Here is a 21,894-nt window from a genome sequence, read left to right as displayed (position 1 = left end):
TGCTTACCCCTTAGCGGTCAAGTTGACGGTCGGGTTGATCAACCCGTAGAGCAGGTCGACCAGGGTGTTGGTCACCACGAAGATCAGGCCGACGAAGATGACGTAGGCGGTGATGAGCGGGGTATCGACCCGGTGAATGGCCTCGAGGAACAAAAAGCCGGTACCCGGCCACTGGAACACGCTCTCGGTCAGTATGGTGTAGGCCACCATGGTACCGATCTGCACACCGCCCACCGTGATGACCGGCAGCATGGTGTTCTTCAGGGCGTGCTGGTAGTAGACCTTGTTGTTGTCCAGCCCCTTGGCGCGAGCAAATTTGACGTACTCGGAGGAGAGCTGCTCCAGCATCTCGGAACGTACCAACCGGATAAACAGCGGCAGCATGATGGAGGAGAGCGACACCGCCGGTAGGATCAGGTGCTTGATGCCATCCCAGGTGAAGAAGCCGGACTCCCAGCCCAGCAGGTTGTAAGTCTCACCACGGCCGTAGGCAGGCAGCCAGCCCAGCTGGATGGAGAAGAGATACATCAGCATGATGGCGGTCAAAAAGACCGGGATCGAGATGCCGATACTGCTTCCCGCCATGATGATCTTGGTGGGAATACTGCGCGGGCGGATCGCAGAGTAGACCCCGAGCGGAATGGAGACCACGACGATGATGATCGCGGCGGCAAATACCAGCTCAAGGGTAGCCACCAGCTTGTCGAGGATCACCTCGAGAGCCGGTCGCTTGAAGAAATAGGAGGTGCCCAGATCCCCATGCACCGCATTCTTCAGAAAGCGGCTGTATTTGACCAAAAAGGGATCATTGAGGCCCATCTTGTCGCGCAGCTCCTGGCGCACGGACTCGGAGACGGATTGTCCCACCAGCTCGCGCAGCGGATCCCCCAGGTTGTCCTGGATGGAGAAGGCGACCAGGCTGATGACGAACATCACTATCACGGCCTGATAGAACCGTTTCAGCAGGAATGTAAACATGCTTGTCCTTCTACGTGGCCTGTGTCATGGCACAGGCTTCTGTTAGTGGGTGGCGCGACCTTGGCCGCGCCACCCCGTCCTTCCTTGCGACTTGCGCTTACTTGTTGACCACCAGGTCACCCAGGTAAGGGAAGTTCATTACGTTGACCACCGGCTTGATGTCGACGTTCTTCTTGGCACCATAAGCCAGATCTTCCCAGTGCAGCGGCACATAGGCGGCATCTTCAATCAGCATGGCTTCCACCTTCTGCAGGATGGCGGCACGCTTGGCCGGGTCTGTCTCGGTGTTCGCATCCATCACCATCTTGTCCGCTTCGGCGTTGGCATAGCCACCACAGTTGTACTGGCCCATACCAGTCTTGGCGTCCTTGGTGAAAGTCAGGAACTCGAAGAAGTTCGCGGTATCTTCGGTGTCGGAGTGCCAGCCAATCAGCTGCATGTCGGCGGCGCACTTGTCAAACTCCGGCCAGTACTGGGCCACCGGCATGGTCTTCAGATCCACTTTGATGTTGATCTTGGCCAGCATGGCGGAGACAGCCTGGGCGATCTTGACGTCGTTGACGTAACGGGCAGCCGGGGAGATGAAGCTCATCTTGAAGCCCTTCTCGTAACCGGCTTCCTTCATCAGCTCCTTGGCCTTGGCCAGATCATACTGGGGCACCAGCGCCTCGTTATAGCCTGCATAGCCTTTCGGGCTCAGCTGGCCGGCCGGGGTACCGAAACCCTTGTTTATCTTGTCGACGATACCCACCTGGTTAATGGCGTAGTTGATTGCCTGACGCACGCGCTTGTCTTTCAGCGCCGGGTTGGTGTTCTGGTTCAGCTCGATGATGATGGCACGGGTACCGGACAGGGTGACCAGCTGGGAATCCTTGCCGTTCTTCACGCGCTCCAGATCGTTCGGAGCAACCGGGTAAATCATGTCCACGTCACCACCCAGCAGGGCGGCCACACGGGTGGCGTCTTCCTTGATGGGCACCACGGTCAGGTTCTCGACGTTGCCCTTGGAAGCCTTGTCCCAGTAGTTGGCATTGCGCACGTATTCCAGCTTCACGCCCTGCTCGCGGAACTTGACGCTGAACGGACCGGTACCGGAGACATTGGTCGAGGCGAAGGAGTCACCGTTCTTGACGATCTCGGCCTTGTCCTTGCCCGCTTCGGTCTTGCCGGTATAAAACTTGGAGTCCATCGGGAAGATATAGGTTACGGTCTGCAGCACCAGCGGGAACGGCTTGGCGGTGACGAGATCCACGGTGAAATCATCCACCTTCTTGGCTTCGGCGATGGGATCGAAGATCGCCTTGAAGTCAGGGGAAGCCTTCAGACGGTTGACGGTCCACACCACGTCATCGGCGGTGAAGTCGTTGCCGGAGTGGAACTTGACGCCCTTGCGCAGGTGGAAGCGGACGGTCTTGTCGTCGATACGCTCATATTTTTCGGCCAGGCGCGGCTCAAACTGCAGGTCTTGGGTGTAACGCATCAGGGGATCGAACACCAGGTGGGACATTTCCAGAGTCTGGCCGGAGAGCTGCTCCTGGGGATCCAGCGAGGTGGCATCGGAAGCGACGCCTACCTTGATATCGGCGGCAGAGACACTGAACGCGAAACCGGCGGCAAACAGCGCCATGGCAATTTTGGACAATCCTTTCTTCATTGTTTTCTCCATGCTTTTGGCTTTTTTATTGACAGACAAACCGGCGAACCGGTGCTTTCCTAGCTTGCGATTTCCAGCCCCTCGCGGGACATTCCCTTGAACTCCGGCATCAGCGAGATCAGCTTGCGGCTGTACTCATGCTCGGCATTGGTAAACAGTTTCTCGGTCTCGGCCACCTCCACCAGGTTGCCGTGCTGCATCACCCCGATGCGATCGCACATCTGGCGGATGACCGGCAGATCGTGGCTGATGAACAGCATGGTGAGGCCGAGCTCCTTCTGCAGATCCTTCAGCAAGTTGAGGATCTGGGCCTGCACCGAGACATCCAGCGCCGAGGTGGGCTCGTCGCAGATGAGGAAGCGCGGACGGGTCGCCAGGGCGCGGGCGATGGAGATGCGCTGGCGCTGACCGCCGGAGAACTCGTGGGGATACTTGACCCCGGCACCGCGGCCGAGCCCCACATGCTCCAGTAGATCGCCGACGATCCCCTCGATCTGGCTCTCGCTGTCCGCCAGTTTGTGGAAGCGGATCGGCTCGGCGATGATGTCGCGCACCTTCATCCGCGGATTCATCGACGAATAGGGGTTCTGAAACACCATCTGCATCTGGCGACGCAATGGGCGACGCTCGCTCTCGCTCTTGAGCGCAGTCAGATCGATCCCCTCGAACACGATCTTGCCGGTGTCAGGCGGATAGAGGCCGGTAATGGCACGGGCGATGGTGGATTTGCCGGAACCCGACTCTCCCACCAGACCGAAGGTCTCCCCTTCGAAGATCTCGAAGCTGATGTTGTTGCAGGCCCGCACATACTGACGGCGGCTCGGGAAGATGGAGTCCTTGGTGACGAACTTGAGATCCACGTTCTCCACCCGCAGCAGGGCTCCTTCGTATGAGCGCTCATCCTGGCTCTGGCCGAGCCAGTGGGTCTTGAGATCGATGCTGGTATCCGGAGCGCCGGCATCCTCGATATAGGAGACCAGCGGGAAGCGCACAAGCTTGACGTCGGAGCGCGGTACCGCCGAGATAAGACTGCGGGTGTAGGGATGGTTGGGAGCCCCCAGCACCTGCTCGGTGGTGCCGAATTCCACCAGATCGCCGCGATACATCACAGCCACCTTGTCAGTGACGTTGGAGACCACCCCCATGTCGTGGGTCACCAACATGCAGCCCACCTGACGCTCCTTGCACAGGGTGCGGATGAGCTGGAGGATCTGATCCTGGATGGAGACGTCCAGCGCCGTGGTCGGCTCGTCGGCGATGATGAGCTCGGGGTCGCACGACAGGGCGATGGCGATGACCACCCGCTGGCGCATGCCGCCGGAGAACTGGTGCGGATACTGCTTGATGCGCAGATCCGGATTCGGGATCCCCACCGCCCCCATCAGCTCGAGTGCCTTGTCAAAGGCCTGCTGCCGGGTCAAATCAGTATTGGCGAGGATGGTTTCAACCAGCTGATGTTCGACGGTGAACAGCGGGTTGAGGGAAGTCATGGGATCCTGGAAGATGAACCCGATGCGCGAGCCGCGAATGGCCCGCATGTCGTTCTGGCTCTTGCCGGAGATGAGCTCACCGTTGAGATAGATATCGCCGCGGGCGATGCGACCGGGAGGACTCAACAGATCGATGACGGCATTGCCGATGGTGGATTTGCCGGCACCGGACTCACCCACGACGCCGACGATTTCCCCTTTTTCGATGGAGAAAGAGAGATCTTTGACTGCGGCCAGCACCCCATAGCGGGAGGGATACTCGATCCGCAAGTTCTTTACTTCGAGCAAGGACATGTTTACCTCTGCGGGGGACATCCGTCCCAAATAATTCGTCCGTAAATCAGCCGCAGATGCCGGTTGTTACCTTGGGCAATAGTTGCTCAATCCATGAGGCAGTGAAACCAGCGATCCGGGCGGGTTTTTTGCATTTTTTTGGAATAACCCGCGAGTAACTTAGACGGTTTGCCAACGGGTGTAAATGATTGAGTTATACAATTTCGCAATACTTTGCTCAGATAACCAGCAACACAGTAGATGAAAGTTATGATTTTCATCACAAATACAGCCTATAAACCCATCAATTACATTGTATCAATACTTTAATTTCAACAATGGCGCAACAGATGGCAATAAGCACTATTGCATTATTAGTAGCGAGCTTCGATTGAGTAGTGAATATTTATGTGAAATGGATTTTTACTGGCAGCATATGCCGACGAATGAAAATTAAGCAGATATAAATCGGGGAGGAGCAGAGCCGTCCTCCCCTGAAGGGGTTGCTCAGCCGAGCCAGAAGGCCAGCAATTGCATACAAAACAGGGCGAACAATCCGGCGATGAGATCGTCGAGCATGATGCCAAGCCCGCCGTGGATGCGACGGTCAAACCAGGAAATGGGCCAGGGTTTGAGCACGTCGAACAGGCGGAACAGTACGAAGCCGGCCACAACCCATTCCCAGCCAGCCGGCGCCGCTATCATGGTGATACCGAAGCCTATTACCTCGTCCCAGACGATGGCGCCATGATCCGGCATACCGATGGCATCGGTGGCGCTCTGGCAGATGCGAATGCCCGCCACAAAGCCCACCAGCAACAGGGCGATAAACCAGGGGGTAGCCAGACCACTCACCAGCAGGTAGAGCGGGATGGCGGCCAGGGTTCCCATGGTGCCCGGCGCCTTGGGGGAGAGACCGGAGCCAAAACCCACCGCCAAAAAATGGAGCGGGTTCTTCAGGTTCAGCCGTTTCAGCTCGGGCTTTATTCTGAACAAACTCATGCGAAGTGATCCCACCCTTTCAGCGCCAACTCGACCCCCTGCTCGCCGCGTACATAGTCGATCCCGGGATCACCGGCCACGATGCGACCAATGCGGGTAAACCTGACGCCACTGTGAGCCAGCGCCGTATCCAGGGCACCGCGGTGTTCTTCCGGCACGGTGAAGCAGAGCTCGTAGTCGTCGCCACCGGCCAGGGCCAGTTGCCACGCCTCCTGCTCGCTCACCGCATCCTGCAGCACCGGCGAGAGAGGCAGCAGATCCAGATCGATCTGGGCCCGCACGCCGGACGCCTTGAGAATGTGGCCAAGATCCGAGGCCAACCCGTCGGAGAGATCCAGCGCACTGCCCGCCAGCCCGCGCAGAGCCTGACCGGCCAGGATGCGGGGATGGGGGTGATCGAGCCTCGGCAGCACGGCTGCCAGCTGGTTCTCGTTGAGAGTACGCTTGCCGAGCAGATGGGAGAGCGCCAGGGCGGCGTCCCCCAGGGTGCCGGTGACATAGATGCCGTCGCCAGCCCGGGCGCCGCTGCGCATCAGGGCACGTCCGGCCGGCACCGAGCCTTTCACCGAGATGGTGATGGAGAGGGGGCCACGGGTCATGTCGCCCCCGACCAGGGCCACATTGTAGTACTCGGCAAGCTCGAGGAAACCTTCGGCAAAGCCGGCCACCCAGGACTCGTTGATGGCGGGCAGGGTCAGGGCCAGAGAGACCCAGCGCGGCTCGGCCCCCATGGCGGCGAGATCGGACAGGTTGACTGCCAGCGCCTTGTAGCCGAGATCCACCGGATCCATGTCGGGAAAGAAGTGCACGCCGCTCACCAGGGTATCCGTGCTCACCGCCAGCTGGGTATCGGGAGGCAGGGTCAGCAGGGCGCAGTCGTCTCCGGGGCCCATCACCACGTCCTTGCGGGCGTGGGGAACCTTGAAGTACTTATCAATCAGCTCAAATTCACCCATACAGTAAAAAGCCAGCAGTTAAGCTGGCTCCTCTCTTAGATGCTGTTGCTGCTCTTGCTGCGAAATCGTGATCAAGGCTCATCCGCTGCTCGGGCTCCTCATGTATTTCTATACACTCCGGCCCCTGCGCTGCTCTTCACCTTGCTGACGACTTCTCGTGACAGAGCTTCTATCAGCATTGAATGCTGATGAACGTCAGGATCAGCGCTTGTTCAGCGACTTGATCACCTTGTCCAGTACACCGTTGACAAACTTGTGGCTGTCATCGGCAGCAAAGGCTTTGGCCAGCTCGATCGCTTCGTTGATCACCACGCGCGGCGGTACATCATCACGACGGGTCAGCTCATAGGTCGCCAGACGCAGGATCGCCTTGTCCACCATGTCCACTTCTTCCAGCGGACGGGAGAGGAAAGGTGCAAACACCTTGTCCAGCTCGTTGCAGTGGAGCGATACCCCGAACAGCAGATCGCGGAAATAGTTCAGGTCCACACCCTTGGTGTCCTGATCGATCTTGAACTGTTCTTCGATGTCACCCACATTGGCCTTGGTCATCTGCCACTGGTAGATGGCCTGGGTGGCGCAATGGCGGGCTTTACGGCGCTCGGACGGTTTCAATGCATTTCTCCTCGTTACACGTCCAGTTCTTTCAGGACGTTGATCATTTCGAGCGCTGCCAGTGCAGCCTCTGCACCCTTGTTACCCGCCTTGGTACCTGCACGCTCGATGGCTTGTTCAATGTTTTCAGTGGTCAGTACGCCGAAGGCAACCGGAATTTCATATTCCATCATTACCTGGGCCATGCCCTTGCTGTTCTCGTTGGCGACCAGATCGAAGTGGTAGGTGCCGCCACGGATGACGGTGCCGACCGCCACGATGGCGTCGTATTGACCACTCTTGGCCAGTTTCTTGATGACCAGTGGCATTTCAACCGCACCCGGCACTTTCACCAGGGTCAGGTTGCTGTCCTGTACCTGGCCTTGACGCTTCAGTACGTCCACTGCGCCACTCACTAGGCTGTCGTTGATGAAGCTGTTGAAGCGGGCAACGACAATCGCAACGCGCGCTGCTGGAGCGGCAATATTTCCTTCGATAACCTTCATTGGAAATCCTGTATCTGTGCAATCAAAAGGGCCGGAGTCAAAAGTGCGCACATTCTAGCACAACAGACCCACGACAAAAACCATGGCCGCAACAGGCGGCCATGATAGTGATTTAAGCGAAATGAGCCGCTTATTCGCCGACGTATTCCACCACTTCCAGACCAAAGCCGCCGAGGGCATGGTACTTCTTCGGTGAACTCAGCAGGCGCATCTTGCCCACCCCCAGCGCCTTGAGGATCTGGGAGCCGACGCCGACCCGGCGCGAGGTGCCTTGCCACTTGGCCCCTTCCGGTGCCAGCCCCTTGTCGGCAGCCTCGAACCCCTTGACCCGGGCCAGCAGCTCGGCGCCATGGGCTTCCGCCCCCAGGATCACCAGCACTCCGCCCTCGTCGGCAATGCGGGCCATGGACTTGGGCAGCGGCCAGCTACGCGCAGCATGACGGTCGGTCAGCAACAGATCGCTCAGCACGTCGTGCAGATGGACCCGCACCAGGGTCGGCTGATCCGCCTGCACCTCGCCTTTCTTCAGGGCAAAGTGAACCTGGTTGTCGATGGTGTCGCGGAAGGTGAGGAGATCGAACTCGCCATATTCGGTGGGCAGCTTGCACTCGGCCACCTTCTCGACCGTGGTCTCGTGCTGATTGCGGTACTCGATAAGATCCGCAATGGTGCCAAGCTTGATGCCGTGCTGCTCGGCGAAGATCTCGAGGTCCGGTCGGCGCGCCATGGTGCCATCCTCGTTGAGGATCTCGACGATGACGGAGGCCGCCTCGTAACCGGCCAGACGAGCCAGGTCACAACCCGCCTCGGTGTGGCCGGCGCGGGTCAGCACACCGCCATCCTGCGCCATCAGCGGGAAGATGTGGCCCGGCTGCACCAGATCGGAGGCTTTGGCGTCCGGCGCCACGGCAGCCTGTACGGTCACGGCGCGATCGGCGGCGGAGATGCCGGTAGTGACCCCTTCAGCCGCTTCGATGGTCACGGTGAATGCGGTGGAGAACTGGGCGTTGTTGCGATCGACCATCAGCGGCAGCGCCAGCTGCTTGCAACGATCCCGGGTCAGGGTCAGACAGATGAGACCGCGGCCATAGCGGGCCATGAAGTTGATGTCTTCCGGGCGGACACAGGAGGCGGCCATGATGAGGTCCCCTTCGTTCTCCCTGTCTTCGTCGTCCATCAGGATCACCATCTTGCCAGCCTTGATATCGGCAATGATTTCCTGGGTTGTGCTCAGCGCCATGGGCTACTCCATCAATGTGCGTGGGGATTGAGCCTGCGGGCTCAACTCGACCTGGGTTTATGTGGCTCTAGATTGGGGCTCCCTGGCCCATTTCAATCGGAGCGGGATCACAGAACGGCGTTTTGCTTCGCCTCAGAGAAAACCGGCCTTGGCCAGCTTCTCCAGCGTCAGGTTAGAGGCCGTGCTCTCCTGGCTCTTGCCCATCATCAGCCGCTCCAGATAGCGGGCAATCTGATCCACCTCGAGGTTAACGCGCCGGCCCGGTTTCCACTGGGCTATGGTGGTCTCCTGGGCGGTGTGGGGCACGATAGTCAGGCGAAACAGATCCCCCTGCACCGCGTTGACCGTGAGGCTGATGCCATCCACCGCGATCGAACCCTTCTCGGCGATGTAGCGGGAGAGCGACCCTGGCGCCTTGATCCAGTACTCGATGGCGCGACCGCTGCTGGAGACGCTTTTCACTTCCCCTACCCCATCTACATGACCGGAGACCAGATGACCGCCCAACCGGGAGGTAGGCATTAAGGCCTTCTCGAGGTTGACTCTATCGCCCACCTTCGCCTCGGCAAAGCCGGTGCGGGACAGGGTCTCCAGCGATACGTCGGCGGTATAGCTCTTGTCACCCAGAGCCACCACGGTGAGGCAAACGCCGTTGGTGGCGATGGAGTCACCCAGTTTCACGTCGCCAAAATCCAGGGTCGGCGCGTGTACGGTGAGGGCCATGTCTTCGCCCTGGCGGCGCAGGCTGGCCAGGGTTCCCACCGCTTCGATAATTCCGGTAAACATGCAGATCACCTTGCTGATGACGAGGCCGGCCCGGCCCCGCTGAAAATGAAAAGTTCAGGTTATCTTTAGCCATGGTACGAGTGGCTTGCGCTCCCTCACACGACTAACCGTGGAAGCTGCCGGCTCGTCAGGCAATCCTGGCCGTGATGCGAATATCCTGCCCCACCAGCCGTACATCTTTGATATTGAGCTTGGGCGCCTGGAACAGACGGGTGAGCCCGGGCAGGTGGAACAAGCCGCGCCCCTCATCCCCCATCAGTTTCGGTGCCTGATAGAGCACCAGCTCATCCACCAGCCCCTTGTCCAGCAGGGCGCCGCACAGCCGCGGCCCCGCTTCCACCAGTACCGAATTGACGTTCTGCTTGGCCAACTGCATGAAGAGGCTGACCAGGTCCAGCCTTCCCTCGTGCAGCGGCAGCGCCAGTTGTTGCACCCACGCAGGCCACTCTCCGCCGGCCTGGTGGCGGGCCAGCAGCACAGGACTCTCGCTCTGGAACAGGGGCAGGTCGGGGGTCAGGCGATTTTGCGAATCGACGATGACCCGCAGCGGCTGGCGCAGGGTCTCCTTGGGATAGGCGGCCTTGACCGAGGAGGGCAGCTCATCCCAGCGCACGGTTAGGGAGGCGCCGTCAGCCAGCACGGTTTCGGCGCTGGAGAGCACCGCATCGTGGCGGGCCCGCAGCCGCTGCACGTCGCGGCGCGCATCGGGGGAGGTGATCCACTGGCTTTCGCCGCTCGCCATGGCGGTGCGGCCATCGAGACTGGCGCCAAGCTTGACCGTCACCAGCGGAAACGCGGTGCGCATCCGCTTGAAAAAGCCCGGGTTAAGCGCCTCGGCCTCGGCAGCCAGCAGGCCGAAATCAGCCTTGATCCCCGCCTCGGAGAGCATGCGCAGGCCGCGACCGGCCACCTGGGGGTTGGGATCCACCATGGCGGCCACCACCCGGCTCACTCCGGCCTTGATCAGCGCCTCGGCGCAGGGCGGGGTACGACCATGGTGGGAACAGGGTTCCAGGGTCACGTAGGCGGTGGCGCCGCGAGCCTCTTCACCCGCGGCGTGCAGGGCATAGACCTCGGCATGGGGTTCACCGGCACGCTGGTGCCAGCCCTCCCCCACCACTTCGCCGGCCTTCACCAGCACGGCGCCGACACAGGGGTTGGGCGCCGTGGTGTAGCGGCCACGACGGGCCAGTTCGAGGGCCCGACTCATCCATCGGTAATCGTCTTGACTAAACATCTGGGCTCCCGTTACAGGCGAGAAAAGAGGGTCATTCATACAAAGCCTGATGCAGGCTTACTTCTCCAGCTTGGCAATCTCTTCGCCAAACTCGCGAATATCTTCAAAGCTGCGGTAGACGGAGGCGAAACGGATATAGGCCACCTTGTCGAGCCCCTTGAGTTCGTCCATCACCAGATTGCCTACCAGCTCGGAGGCGACTTCACGCTCGCCGGTGGCGCGCAGGCGGGACTTGATATGGTTGACCGCCTTTTCGATGGCCTCCATGCTCACCGGGCGCTTCTCCAGCGCCCGCAGAATGCCGGCACGCAGCTTGTCCTCGTTGAACGGCTCGCGCGAGCCGTTGCTCTTGATGACCCGTGGCATCACCAGTTCGGCCATCTCGAAGGTGGTGAAACGCTCGTGGCAGAGCAGACACTCACGACGACGGCGCACCTGATGGCCTTCGGCCACCAGGCGAGAATCGATCACCTTGGTATCAACGGCACTACAGAAAGGGCAATGCATCGGACCTCCGGCGTTAACAGAAACGGGCTCCTGCCCCACGGGGCCAGGCACTAGGCCGCTCAGTGTAACACGGCCATCCAAAACCGGTAAAAGCCCAGAAAAAACAATGCCACCCGAGGGTGGCATTGCTCTTCAACTTGAAAGTCAGGCTGATTATGCATAAACCGGGAAACGGCGGCAGATGTCCAGCACCTTCTCGCGGGTGTTGGCCAGCACTTCGTCATTGTCGTGGTTGTCCAGCACGTCGCAGATCCAGTGGGTCAGCTGGATGGACTCGGCTTCCTTGAAACCACGGCGGGTGATGGCCGGGGTACCAATACGCACACCGGAGGTGACGAACGGGGAACGCGGATCGTTCGGCACCGAGTTCTTGTTGACGGTGATGTTGGCTTTGCCCAGCGCTGCGTCGGCGTCCTTACCGGTCAGCTCGCGGCCGATCAGGTCAACCAGCATCAGATGGTTGTCGGTACCGCCGGAGACGATCTTGTAACCGCGCTCGATGAAGGTGGCGGCCATCGCCTTGGCGTTTTTGACAACCTGGGCCTGGTAGGTCTTGAACTCGGGCTCCAGCGCCTCTTTGAAGGCTACGGCCTTACCGGCGATGACGTGCATCAGCGGGCCACCCTGACCACCCGGGAAGACGGCGGAGTTGAGCTTCTTGTACAGATCTTCGTCGTCAGCGGCGGAGAGGATCAGACCACCGCGCGGACCGGCCAGGGTCTTGTGGGTGGTGGAGGTGACCACGTGAGCATGGGGAACCGGGTTCGGGTAGACGCCAGCGGCGATGAGGCCAGCCACGTGAGCCATGTCGACGAACAGGTAGGCACCGATCTTGTCGGCGATCTCGCGCATGCGGGCCCAGTCGACGATGCCGGAGTAGGCGGAGAAGCCACCGATCATCATCTTCGGCTTGTGCTCAACGGCCAGACGCTCCATCTCGTCGTAATCGATCTTGCCGGACTCGTCGATGCCGTAGGGAATGATGTTGTACAGCTTGCCGGAGAAGTTGACCGGGGAGCCGTGGGTCAGGTGACCGCCGTGGGCCAGGTTCATGCCCAGCACTGTATCGCCCGGCTGCAGCAGGGCCATGTAGACGGCGCTGTTGGCCTGGGAGCCGGAGTGCGGCTGCACGTTGGCGTAGGTGGCACCGAACAGCTCTTTGGCGCGCTCGATGGCCAGGGTTTCGACCACATCCACATACTCGCAACCACCGTAGTAGCGCTTGGCCGGGTAGCCTTCGGCGTACTTGTTGGTCAGCTGGGAGCCCTGGGCTTCCATGACGCGGGGGCTGGTGTAGTTCTCAGACGCAATCAGCTCGATATGCTCTTCCTGACGACGGGTCTCGTCTGTGATGGCCTGCCACAATTGCGGATCATAATTGGCGATGGTCATGTCACGTTTCAACATCCGTTTCTCTCCTGAAAATCGTTTGCGCGTTAGGTGAAGTGGGGCAGCGCATTGTAACGTGAGCTGGATCAAAGAGACAGTCCAACCACCCAAAAAAATGTTGAATTTATGTTGTAAAAAACGAGTGCGATCACGTCTTCAGATCTGAAGGCCCCCCTCCTCGATCAGGATGCCGGGGGAACATTGTGTGAAAGCCACGCTTCCAACGCTTGCTGCGCCGCCTCGAAACGCCCCCTCAATGTGCCAGGATCCCCCTCTCCTGCCTCCAGCACGGCGCAGTAATCGGCAAATTCTCCGAGCCCCAGGGCCAGGGCGCTCCCCTTGAGCTTGTGGGCCAGAGATCGCCTCTGCTCTTCATCATCGCTTTGCTCCAGTCTGGCGACCAGCTCGCCACCCTGGCTGGCGAACAACTCGGCCAGCTGGCGGATGCGCGGCCCGCCCAGCAGGTGCAGGTCAGCTTCCAGCACCGGGTTGGCGATCCGCGTCGGCTCAGCCGGGACGGGCGGCAAACCCTGATCGACAAGCAGTGGTGCGGCAGGCTCGCCCTCTTCCTGAAACTGGCGTTCGATGGCGCTGGCCAGGGCCGCCAGTCGCACCGGCTTGCCGACGAAATCGGCAAACCCGGCGGCGAGACAGTGGCGGATATCCTCCGGGTACATCTGGGCAGAGATGGCGATGGCAGGCAGGCCGCAGCCATGCTCCTCCTCGCTGATGGCGACCAGATCCTCGCGCAACGTCATGCCATCCATGTCAGGCAGGTTGATGTCAAGCAGGGCCAGTTCGAAGGGGCGCTCGGTCACCCGCGCCAGCGCGGTGCGTCCGTCTTCGGCCAGAGTGACCCTGTGGCCGAGGCGTGCCAGCATGCCCTGGGCCACCAGCCGGTTGATCTCGTTGTCCTCCACCAGCAGGATCTCCCGCGGCTGGCCGAGGCGCACCGGCTGGGAGCTCGTCGGCAACCGGGCAGCCGAGCGCTGCAGCGGCAGGCTGAAGCTGAATTCACACCCTTGACCCGGTTCGCTGGAGAGATTGAGCTCTCCGCCCATGGCCGCCACCAGCCGGCGGCTGATGGCAAGCCCCAGCCCTGTGCCCCCCTGATGGCCCATGTCCCGCTTGCGCTGGCGGAAGGCCTCGAACACCGCCTCCTGCTCCCCCACCGGGATGCCGGGGCCCGTGTCTTTCACCACGAAGCGGATGCAAGGCTCGGCACAGGGCCCCGCACAAGCCAGAGGGGCCACCACCAGGGTGATGCGCCCCTCGCCGGTGAACTTGACCGCATTGCCCAGAAGGTTCGCCAGCACCTGGCGTAGCTTGCCCACATCCCCCTCCACCACGGGGGGGAGCGAAGGGGCATACTCCAGCGCCAGCGCCACCCCTTTTCCCTCGGCCTTCGGTCTGAACAGGGCAATAAGCTCATCGGCGAGCTGATGGAGGGGGAAAGGCTCGCGGCGCGCCTCCACATGGCCCGCCTCTATCTTGGAGTAGTCGAGGATGTCGTTGAGGATCTCCAGCAGGGATTCGCCGCTGTGCTCGATGGCGGCCAGATAGCGCTGTTGGGTCTCGCTGAGATGGGTGTCCTCCAGCAGGGTGAGACCGCCCAGTATGCCGTTCATGGGGGTGCGGATTTCGTGGCTCATGGTGGCGAGGAACACCGACTTGGCCCGGTTGGCCTGCTCTGCCTCGGCGCGGGCCAGCCGCTGCTTCTCCACCTCTTCGTTGAGGCGCGCATTGGCATGGCTGAGCTGTTCCGTGCGCTCCTCGACCCGCGACTCCAGCTCCCGCTGGTAGCGGCCAAGTTCGATGGCATTGTCACGAAACACCTGCAGTGCTCGCGCAAGCTCCGCCAGCTCGTCGCGTCCCGCTTCCCCGACCGGCGTCAACGGCGTCAGATCCCCCTTGGCCAGGCGGCTCATTCCCTCCACTGCATGTTGCAGCGGCCAGACTATGCGGCCATAAACCATGCGCCACATCAGTAGGATGAGCTGCACCAGGGTGAACAGACCGATCACCATCAGGGCCTGTTCCAGCAGTTGCAACCGGGCGCTCAGGGCCTGCTGGCTCTCCCCCAGGGAGTCCCGAGCCTTGTTCACCAGGCTACCAACCTGACGGTTGAGGCTCTCCATCAGGGCCTCGTTGGCGGCGGCCAGCACTCGCAGCGCCTCCCCCTTGCCGAGCCAGTCGCTGCGCAGCTGCACCAGCCGATCGCTTTGCTCCAGCACAGTCAGCGCCTGCTCCACCGCCTGGCGGCGCGCCGGATCCGTCACAGCCCCGGATCGCAACCGCAGGATGGCCAGCTCACGGCGCACGTCCTGCAGCAGGGTTTGCAGCCCTTCCTGCTGCTCGCTGCGCCAGATCTCCTCGATGCGCTGCTGTTGCATCAGGGTGCGATGGCGCAGCTCCGTCATCTGCTCCAGCCAGTCGAGATCCTGCTCCAGCAGCCGATCGATAGCCCGATCTGCAGACCGTCCTTGCAGTGAATAGAGGGAGCCGAGCCCCGCCACCATCACAGTTTCAGCGTTCTCCATCTGGCTGCGGGCCAGCTCCGCCACCTGACCGGCGGCCGCCACCAGGCGGGATCGCAGGGCACTACCTTCAGCCATTAACGTGAGACGCTCCCCTACCAGCCAGCCCTGCTGGCCCAGGTTGCCGATGATGGTCTGGCTGAGCTGGTGCAACTCATCGGGCGTCTGCTTGCCACCCCCATGGCCCAGTTGCTCCAGCACGCGCTGCATCTGCTGCCCCTGCAGGGTGAGCAGCCGCCCCTGATGCTCCCGCTCCCCTTCGCTGGTCGCGGAGGCCAGCAGGTGGGAGGAGCTCTGGATCTCGCCGCTCAGCCGCGCCAGGGTGCGGGCCAGCTCCTGATCCGCCAGGGTCTGCTGTACCCCCTGCTCCAGCTGACGCAGATGAGTGAGCCCGATCCACCCCAGCAGGGAGGCGCTCAGGGTCAACAGCGCCATCAGGGAGAAGGCCAGCAACAACTTGCCGCCCAGGCCGGAAAAGATTCTCACGAGAAGTACCTTGGTTGTGGTCGACTTTGACCGGATAATATGGCTCCACACTTTAACAAAACCCCTGGCCATGCGAAGCGTCTATCTCTCCCTGCTGCTCATCTTGCTCCCGGCCTGTGTCCACGCCTTCGAGGTAGATCACTGGCCCGGCGGCACCTTCAGCGGCAAACCGGTCAGCCTCGACTGGCCAGCGCCAGCCCCCCTTGCTCGCCCCCTGACCCTGTGCGCCCTCTATCCCCATCTGCGCGACGCCTACTGGCTGTCGGTCAATCAGGGCATGGTGGAGGAGGCAAAGCGGCTCGGCGTGAAACTGCGCATTCATGAGGCGGGCGGTTACGGCGCCATCACCGAGCAGCGCCAGCAGTTGCAGCAGTGCGTGAGCGAGGGGAGCGACGCCATCCTGCTCGGCGCGGTGAGCTACGACGGCCTGAACGAGGCGATCACCGCCAGCCCGCTGCCGGTATTCGGCCTGGTCAATGATCTGCCCGCCGGGCTGGTGCGGGCCAAGGTGGGGGTCTCCTGGTACCAGATGGGCTGGCAGATTGGCCACTGGCTGGCACAGCGCCACCCTGCCGGCAGCCCGCCGGTCTCGGTGGCCCTCTTCCCCGGCCCGCAGGCGAGCGGCGGCAACAACTTCGTCGAGCCGGGTTTTGCCGACGGCATCAAGGGAAGCGCCATCAGGCTGGTGACCACGGCGCGCGGTGACAACAGCCGCGAGATCCAGCGTACCCTGGTGCAGCAGACCCTGGCTCGCCATCCTGACCTCGACTATCTGGTGGGGGGCGCCATCGCCGCCGAAGTGGCGGTCAACGAGCTGGCGCAGCGCCAGCTCGATCGTCCCAAAGTACTGAGCACCTACTTCAGCCACGGGGTCCAGCGCGGCCTGCGCCGGGGCAAGATCCTGGCCGCCAACAGCGATCAGATGCGCCAGCAAGGACGCCTTGCGGTGGCCCAGGCAGTCTGCCTGCTGCAAAAGCCCGATGCTGGCGAATGCCAGTGCCCGCGGGTGATGGGCCCCCCCATCCTGACCCTGGAGGCCCCTCTGGCCGACCCGGGCAACTCCTTGTCTGATGGCGCTTTTCGCCCCGTCTACCGGGTCGGCACCGACGCCAGCGGCAAGTAACGCCACCAAACTCAAGGAAGAAGTGATGAGAACATTGCATGCAAGCTGCCTGTGCGGCGCCGTCACCCTGACTCTGCCGGATCAATTCGACTACATGGGCAACTGCCATTGCAGCGAGTGCCGCAAGTTTTCAGGGGCGGATTACGCCTCCGTCGGCGGGCTGGATGGTGACAAGGTCAATGTGGTGAAGGGCATTGATGCCATCAGCCGCTATGAGAAATCGGCGGAGACAACCCTCGCCTTCTGCCGCCATTGCGGCTCCAGCCTGTTCAGCCAGAAGCGCAGCAGCGGCAAGATCAATCTGAGGCTGGGAGTGCTGGACGAAACGCCCAGCCAGCGCCCCGCCTTTCACATCTTCGTCGGCTCCAAGGCGCCCTGGCATCAGATAGGGAACGACTGCCCGCAGTTCGACACCCGGCCACCGGCCTGAGTCCCTCTTGATATGACGGCCTGCTCGGGGAAAAGCATCAGGCCCTGATATGGCGCCCCTGGTTTTAAGAGGCTATCTCGCCGGCAAACAGGTAGCCTTCCCCGTGCACTGTGACAAACAGCTGGGGATCCCGGGGATCTTGCTCCATCTTGCCTCGCAGCCGGCGGATCAGCACGTCTATGGTGCGATCACTCGGGCCATCGCCGCGGTGGCTGGTGAGGGCCAGGATCCGCTCCCGGCTCAGCACCCGCCCGGCGTTGGCGATAAAGGCCACCAGCACCTCGTACTCCGCCTTGGTCAGGCGCACCGGCACCCCGTCCTTGCTGAGCTGGCGACGGGGAATATCGAAGCGCCAGGGGCCGAAGCGCACCGCATCGTCTGCAACCGCCGGCTCGCACGGCGTTGCCGCGGCCAGGGAGATGCGCCATAGCAGGTTCTTGACCCGCACCAGCAATTCCCTGAGCTCAAACGGCTTGGTGACATAGTCGTCGGCCCCCATCTCAAGGCCAACGATCCTGTCCACCGCATCGCTGCGACCGGTGACCAGGATGATCCCCACTGTGCTGCGGGCGCGCAGTTCACGGGTCAGCAGCAAGCCATCCTCCCCCGGCAGGTTGATGTCCAGCATCACCAGGGCCACCTCCTGCTCTGCCAGCACGGCCCGCATCTCCTGGCCGTTTTCGACCGCGGTCACCCGATAGCCTTCCCGTTCGAAATAGCCGGTCAGCTTCTCGCGGGTGACGGCATCATCTTCAACAACCAGAATGTGGTGGCTCATGGGCAAGGTCCGCGGCGTTCAACAAGGGAGGGTTATTCTATTCATATTTTGTCATAAATACCCCTATTTCATTAATTTCCGACGGCAGCCCTGTTCACAACGCCTCCCTATCATGGCCTCCATCAAAAAAGTGATGTGAGAGACCATTATGAAAAAACTGTGGCATTTCCTGCGCACACCCAGCCGTCGCTGGTCGGTGCTGGCGCTGGTTCTGGCCGGCGTCGGGGTCACCCTGGCCGGTACCGTTGGCTTGCACTACGGCTTCGAGAAGACCAGTACCCTCGAGTTCTGTATCTCCTGCCATACCATGAAGGACACCGTGTACCCCGAGTACAAGGAGTCCATTCACTTCAAGAACGCCTCCGGCGTCCAGGCCGTCTGTACCGACTGCCACCAGCCGAAGGACTTCGTCGGCAAGGTGGCCCGCAAGATGGAGGCGGCCAACGACCTCTATCAGCAGTACATCGGTCACAGCATCGACACCCAGGAGAAGTTTGAAGACCGGCGTCTGCACCTGGCCGAGAAGGTCTGGGCGCGCATGAGCAGCCAGAACTCCAAGACCTGCAAGTCCTGCCACAGCTACGACAACATGGACCACGCCAAGCAGTCTCCTGCCGCCGCCAAGGCGATGACCGAGGCCGCCGCGAAAAACATGAACTGCATTGAGTGCCACAAGGGCATCGCCCACGAACTGCCGAACATGGCGGGCGGCTTCCGTGCCACCTACGCCACCCTGGCAAACGAAGCCCAGCAGGCACCGGCCGCCGAGACCCTCTACACCCTGGGTGAGAAGGATCTCTACGCAAGCGAAGAGAGCACCGATCCGGTCGGCAAGCTGCTGCCCGCCTCCCGCATCGAAGTCGTGGCCCGCAGCGGCGATCGCCTCAAGGTGACCATCGAAGGCTGGCGCGAAACCGAAGGCAAGGGCCGCGTGCTGAGCGAGTACATGGGCAAGCGAGTCTTCGTGGCCACCATCCGTGACGAGCTCAAGGCAAACGAGAAGATCCTGAAACAGGAAACTGACAGCGCCACCCATATCAAGTGGGAACAGGTGCAGGTTCAGGCCTGGGTCGATGGCAAGGGCCTCGAATCCTCCCTCAAACCGATCTGGGATTATGCCGGCGAGATGTACAAGTCCACCTGCAACTCCTGCCACGCGGCGCCGAATCCGGCTCACTTCACCGCCAACGGCTGGATCTCGGGTCTCAAGGCCATGTCCGCCTACTACCGCCTGAGCAAGGAAGAGGAGCGCACCCTGCTCAAGTACCTGCAAAACCATGCCGCCGATACCGGTGGTCAGGGCAGCCACTAATTCCGGATTCGAAAGAGGAATAACAAGATGATCAATATTTCCCGTCGTGGTTTTCTGGGTGGCTTGCTGGCCAGCGGTGCCAGCGCCCTGATCGGCCCCTCCCTGCTCGGTCGCGCCGTGATGGCCGCCGAGTCCGGCGAAAAACTGGTGCAGTCCGGCTCCCACTGGGGCGCCTTCCGCGCCCGTGTGGTCAACGGCCGCTGGGTCGAGACCCTGCCGTTCGAGCATGACAAGCATCCGACCGAGATGCTCAAGGCCCTGAGTGAAGTGGTCTACAACCCCTCCCGCATCCGCTACCCCATGGTGCGTCTGGACTGGCTGCGCAAGGGCCACCAGTCCGACACCAGCGAGCGCGGCCAGAACCGCTTCGTGCGGGTAACCTGGTCCCAGGCGCTGGACTTCTTCTATCACGAGCTGGAGCGGGTGCAGAAGACCTATGGCCCGAGCGCCCTCTACGCCGGTCACTCAGGCTGGCAGTCGGTCGGCAAGCTGCACTCCGCCGGCGCCATGCTGGGCCGCGCCATGAACCTGCACGGTACCTATCTGGCCAAGGCCGGTGACTACTCCACCGGCGCCGCCCAGGTGATCCTGCCCCACGTGGCGGGCGCCATGGAGGTGTACGAGCAGCAGACTTCCTGGCCCTTGGTGCTGGAGCACAGCAAGACCATCGTCATCTGGGGTTCTGATCCCATCAAGAACCTGCAGGTGGGCTGGTTGGTGCCGGATCACAGCGTCTACGAATACTGGGCACAGCTGAAAGAGAAAGTGGCCAAGGGCGAGATCAAGGTCATCAGCGTCGACCCGGTCAAGTCCAAGACCCAGAAGTACCTCAATTGCGATCAGGTGACCCTGAACCCGCAGACCGACGTGCCCCTGATGCTGGGTATCACCCATACCCTCTACAGCGAAAAGCGTCACGACGAGGCCTTCCTCAAAAACTACACCACCGGCTTTGACAAGTTCCTGCCTTATCTGCTGGGCACCAAGGATGGCCAGGTGAAGGATGCCGAGTGGGCCTCCGCCATCTGTGGCGTGCCTGCCGAGACCATTCGCGAGCTGGCGCGCACCATGGCCAGCGGCCGCACCCAGCTCATCGGCGGCTGGTGCGTGCAGCGTATGCACCACGGCGAACAGTACGCCTGGATGCTGGTGGTACTGGCCTCCATGCTGGGCCAAATTGGCCTGCCGGGCGGCGGCTACGGTTTTGGCTGGCACTACAACGGCGCCGGTACCATCACCAGCACAGGCCCCATCATGTCCGGCTTCAGCTCCGTCATTCCCGGGGTCAAGCCGCTGCACAACGGCGACTGGAAGGGCTACTCCAAGTTCATCCCGGTGGCCCGTTTCGTCGACTGCATCCTGAACCCGGGCAAGACCATCGCCTTCAACGGTCAGACCATCACCTACCCGGAGATGAAAATGGCGGTGTTCTGCGGCAACAACCCGTTCCACCACCAGCAGGATCGCAACAAGATGATCGCCGCCTGGCGCAAGCTGGAAACCGTGGTGAGCGTGGATCACCAGTGGACCGCCAGCTGCCGCTTCGCCGATATCGTGCTGCCGGCCACCACCACCTATGAGCGGGATGACATCGAGCAGTGGGGTTCCCACTCCAACGCCGGCATCCTGGCCATGCACAAGGTGGTCGAGCCGCTGTTCGAGGCGCGCGACGACTACGACATCTTCGCCGATCTGTGCCGTCGCTTCGATCGCGAGGCCGAGTTCACCGGGGGCAAGACCAAGCTGGAGTGGATCCAGAGCATCTATGACGATGCCCGCCTGCAGGGCCGCGGCATCGGCATCCGCCTGCCCCGCTTCAGCCAGTTCTGGCATGGTGAAGGCTTCGTTACCTTCCCGGCGGGCAAGCCCTGGGTGCGTCACGAGTCGTTCCGTCAGGAGCCTGATCTGGAACCGCTGGGCACTCCGTCCGGTCTTATCGAGATCTACTCCAAGACCATCGCCGACTACGGTTACGCGGATTGCCCGGGCCACCCGGTCTGGATCGAGCCTTACGAGCGCTCCCACGGCGGCCATGGCAGCAAGCAGTTCCCGCTGCACCTGCAATCCTGTCACCCGGACAAGCGCCTGCACAGCCAGCTCTGCTCCTCCGACAACTACCGTGCCACCTACACGGTACAGGGTCGCGAGCCTGTCTATATGAACCCGCAGGACGCCAAGGCACGCGGGCTCAAGGACGGGGATCTGGTGCGGGTCTTCAACGGCCGCGGTCAGGTTCTGGCCGGTCTGGTGGTGAGCGAAGACTACGCCCCCGGCGTGGTGCGCATCCAGGAAGGTGCCTGGTACGGCCCGCAGGAAGGCGGCAAGGTGGGGACTCTCTGTACCTATGGCGATCCCAACGTGCTGACCGCGGACATCGGCTCCTCCAGCCTGGCGCAGGCCACCACGGCCCACACCGCCCTGGTGGAGATCGAGAAGTTCCAAGGGCAGGCGCCAGCCGTCACCGCCTTCGGGGCACCGGAATCCGCCAAGGGCATCGATCCCATGTTCCCGGCACTGTGAACCAGGGGGACGAAAGTTCCCCCTTGAGTTTCCTTTATTTTTAAAGTCGTTAGAATCGGGAGCCTCTATGGCTCCCGATTGTCATCCACGGAGGAA

General features: G+C 61.7%; 18 protein-coding genes. 4 read left to right on the top strand and 14 right to left on the bottom strand.

Features of this window, described 5'->3' with window-relative positions:
- Positions 1 to 3 precede the first annotated feature (3 nt).
- The 13 genes from I6L37_RS08865 to torS form a co-directional block, all read right to left on the bottom strand.
- The gene (locus I6L37_RS08865; RefSeq protein ID WP_026456637.1) at positions 4 to 978 is read right to left on the bottom strand and encodes an ABC transporter permease; all 975 of its coding nucleotides are present in this window, start codon (positions 976 to 978) and stop codon (positions 4 to 6) included.
- 97 nt (positions 979 to 1,075) lie between these two features.
- A complete protein-coding gene (locus I6L37_RS08860) occupies positions 1,076 to 2,632 on the bottom strand; it encodes an ABC transporter substrate-binding protein (protein WP_042028116.1) in 1,557 nt (518 codons plus the stop codon).
- Positions 2,633 to 2,691: 59 nt separating this feature from the next.
- A complete protein-coding gene (locus I6L37_RS08855; RefSeq protein WP_216993809.1) occupies positions 2,692 to 4,416 on the bottom strand; it encodes an ABC transporter ATP-binding protein in 1,725 nt (574 codons plus the stop codon).
- A gap of 486 nt (positions 4,417 to 4,902) precedes the next feature.
- Positions 4,903 to 5,397, bottom strand: coding sequence for a phosphatidylglycerophosphatase A (locus I6L37_RS08850; RefSeq protein ID WP_216993808.1), 495 nt, complete (start codon positions 5,395 to 5,397; stop codon positions 4,903 to 4,905).
- On the bottom strand, positions 5,394 to 6,353 hold the full coding sequence (gene thiL, locus I6L37_RS08845; protein ID WP_216993807.1) for a thiamine-phosphate kinase: 960 nt from the start codon (positions 6,351 to 6,353) through the stop codon (positions 5,394 to 5,396). The genes I6L37_RS08850 and thiL overlap by 4 nt, the downstream gene beginning before the upstream one ends.
- A 201-nt stretch (positions 6,354 to 6,554) precedes the next feature.
- Positions 6,555 to 6,968, bottom strand: a complete 414-nt coding sequence (gene nusB / locus I6L37_RS08840) for a transcription antitermination factor NusB (RefSeq protein ID WP_026456816.1) — start codon at positions 6,966 to 6,968, stop codon at positions 6,555 to 6,557.
- 14 nt (positions 6,969 to 6,982) lie between these two features.
- Positions 6,983 to 7,453 carry a 6,7-dimethyl-8-ribityllumazine synthase gene (ribE, locus tag I6L37_RS08835; RefSeq protein WP_026456817.1) on the bottom strand — a complete coding sequence of 157 codons (471 nt, stop codon included), beginning with the start codon at positions 7,451 to 7,453 and terminating at the stop codon, positions 6,983 to 6,985.
- Positions 7,454 to 7,583: 130 nt separating this feature from the next.
- The gene (gene ribBA / locus I6L37_RS08830; protein WP_042028120.1) at positions 7,584 to 8,693 is read right to left on the bottom strand and encodes a bifunctional 3,4-dihydroxy-2-butanone-4-phosphate synthase/GTP cyclohydrolase II; all 1,110 of its coding nucleotides are present in this window, start codon (positions 8,691 to 8,693) and stop codon (positions 7,584 to 7,586) included.
- A gap of 132 nt (positions 8,694 to 8,825) precedes the next feature.
- Complete coding sequence (locus I6L37_RS08825) at positions 8,826 to 9,479, bottom strand: riboflavin synthase (protein WP_042028121.1); 654 nt, start codon at positions 9,477 to 9,479, stop codon at positions 8,826 to 8,828.
- Positions 9,480 to 9,606: 127 nt separating this feature from the next.
- Positions 9,607 to 10,716 carry a bifunctional diaminohydroxyphosphoribosylaminopyrimidine deaminase/5-amino-6-(5-phosphoribosylamino)uracil reductase RibD gene (ribD, locus tag I6L37_RS08820; protein WP_216993806.1) on the bottom strand — a complete coding sequence of 370 codons (1,110 nt, stop codon included), beginning with the start codon at positions 10,714 to 10,716 and terminating at the stop codon, positions 9,607 to 9,609.
- A 57-nt stretch (positions 10,717 to 10,773) separates the two neighbouring features.
- Complete coding sequence (gene nrdR / locus I6L37_RS08815; protein ID WP_005298086.1) at positions 10,774 to 11,223, bottom strand: transcriptional regulator NrdR; 450 nt, start codon at positions 11,221 to 11,223, stop codon at positions 10,774 to 10,776.
- 153 nt (positions 11,224 to 11,376) lie between these two features.
- Positions 11,377 to 12,630, bottom strand: a complete 1,254-nt coding sequence (gene glyA / locus I6L37_RS08810; protein ID WP_061476031.1) for a serine hydroxymethyltransferase — start codon at positions 12,628 to 12,630, stop codon at positions 11,377 to 11,379.
- 164 nt (positions 12,631 to 12,794) lie between these two features.
- Positions 12,795 to 15,635: a TMAO reductase system sensor histidine kinase/response regulator TorS gene (gene torS / locus I6L37_RS08805; RefSeq protein ID WP_216993805.1), complete on the bottom strand. Its 2,841-nt coding sequence runs from the start codon at positions 15,633 to 15,635 to the stop codon at positions 12,795 to 12,797.
- Between the two features lie 70 nt (positions 15,636 to 15,705).
- Here torS and torT point away from each other — a divergent pair, with 70 nt between their 5' ends.
- Positions 15,706 to 16,758 (top strand): TMAO reductase system periplasmic protein TorT, encoded by a 1,053-nt coding sequence (gene torT, locus I6L37_RS08800; protein WP_216993804.1) that lies wholly within the window; start codon positions 15,706 to 15,708, stop codon positions 16,756 to 16,758.
- A 25-nt stretch (positions 16,759 to 16,783) separates the two neighbouring features.
- Complete coding sequence (locus I6L37_RS08795; protein ID WP_216993803.1) at positions 16,784 to 17,188, top strand: GFA family protein; 405 nt, start codon at positions 16,784 to 16,786, stop codon at positions 17,186 to 17,188.
- Positions 17,189 to 17,252: 64 nt separating this feature from the next.
- On the opposite strand, the gene torR is transcribed toward I6L37_RS08795, so the two are convergent.
- Positions 17,253 to 17,966, bottom strand: coding sequence for a two-component system response regulator TorR (torR, locus tag I6L37_RS08790; RefSeq protein WP_216993802.1), 714 nt, complete (start codon positions 17,964 to 17,966; stop codon positions 17,253 to 17,255).
- A gap of 148 nt (positions 17,967 to 18,114) precedes the next feature.
- Between torR and torC the strand changes: the two genes are divergently transcribed.
- Both torC and torA read left to right on the top strand, forming a co-directional pair.
- Positions 18,115 to 19,278: a pentaheme c-type cytochrome TorC gene (gene torC / locus I6L37_RS08785; RefSeq protein WP_216993801.1), complete on the top strand. Its 1,164-nt coding sequence runs from the start codon at positions 18,115 to 18,117 to the stop codon at positions 19,276 to 19,278.
- 27 nt (positions 19,279 to 19,305) lie between these two features.
- On the top strand, positions 19,306 to 21,798 hold the full coding sequence (torA, locus tag I6L37_RS08780) for a trimethylamine-N-oxide reductase TorA (protein ID WP_216993800.1): 2,493 nt from the start codon (positions 19,306 to 19,308) through the stop codon (positions 21,796 to 21,798).
- The last annotated feature ends 96 nt before the right edge of the window (positions 21,799 to 21,894 follow it).

The sequence above is a fragment of the Aeromonas sp. FDAARGOS 1407 genome (assembly GCF_019048725.1).
GTDB classification, from domain to species: domain Bacteria; phylum Pseudomonadota; class Gammaproteobacteria; order Enterobacterales; family Aeromonadaceae; genus Aeromonas; species Aeromonas enteropelogenes.
The sequence above is the reverse complement of the archived record's forward strand: the minus strand, read 5'-3'. Positions and strand labels throughout refer to the sequence as shown.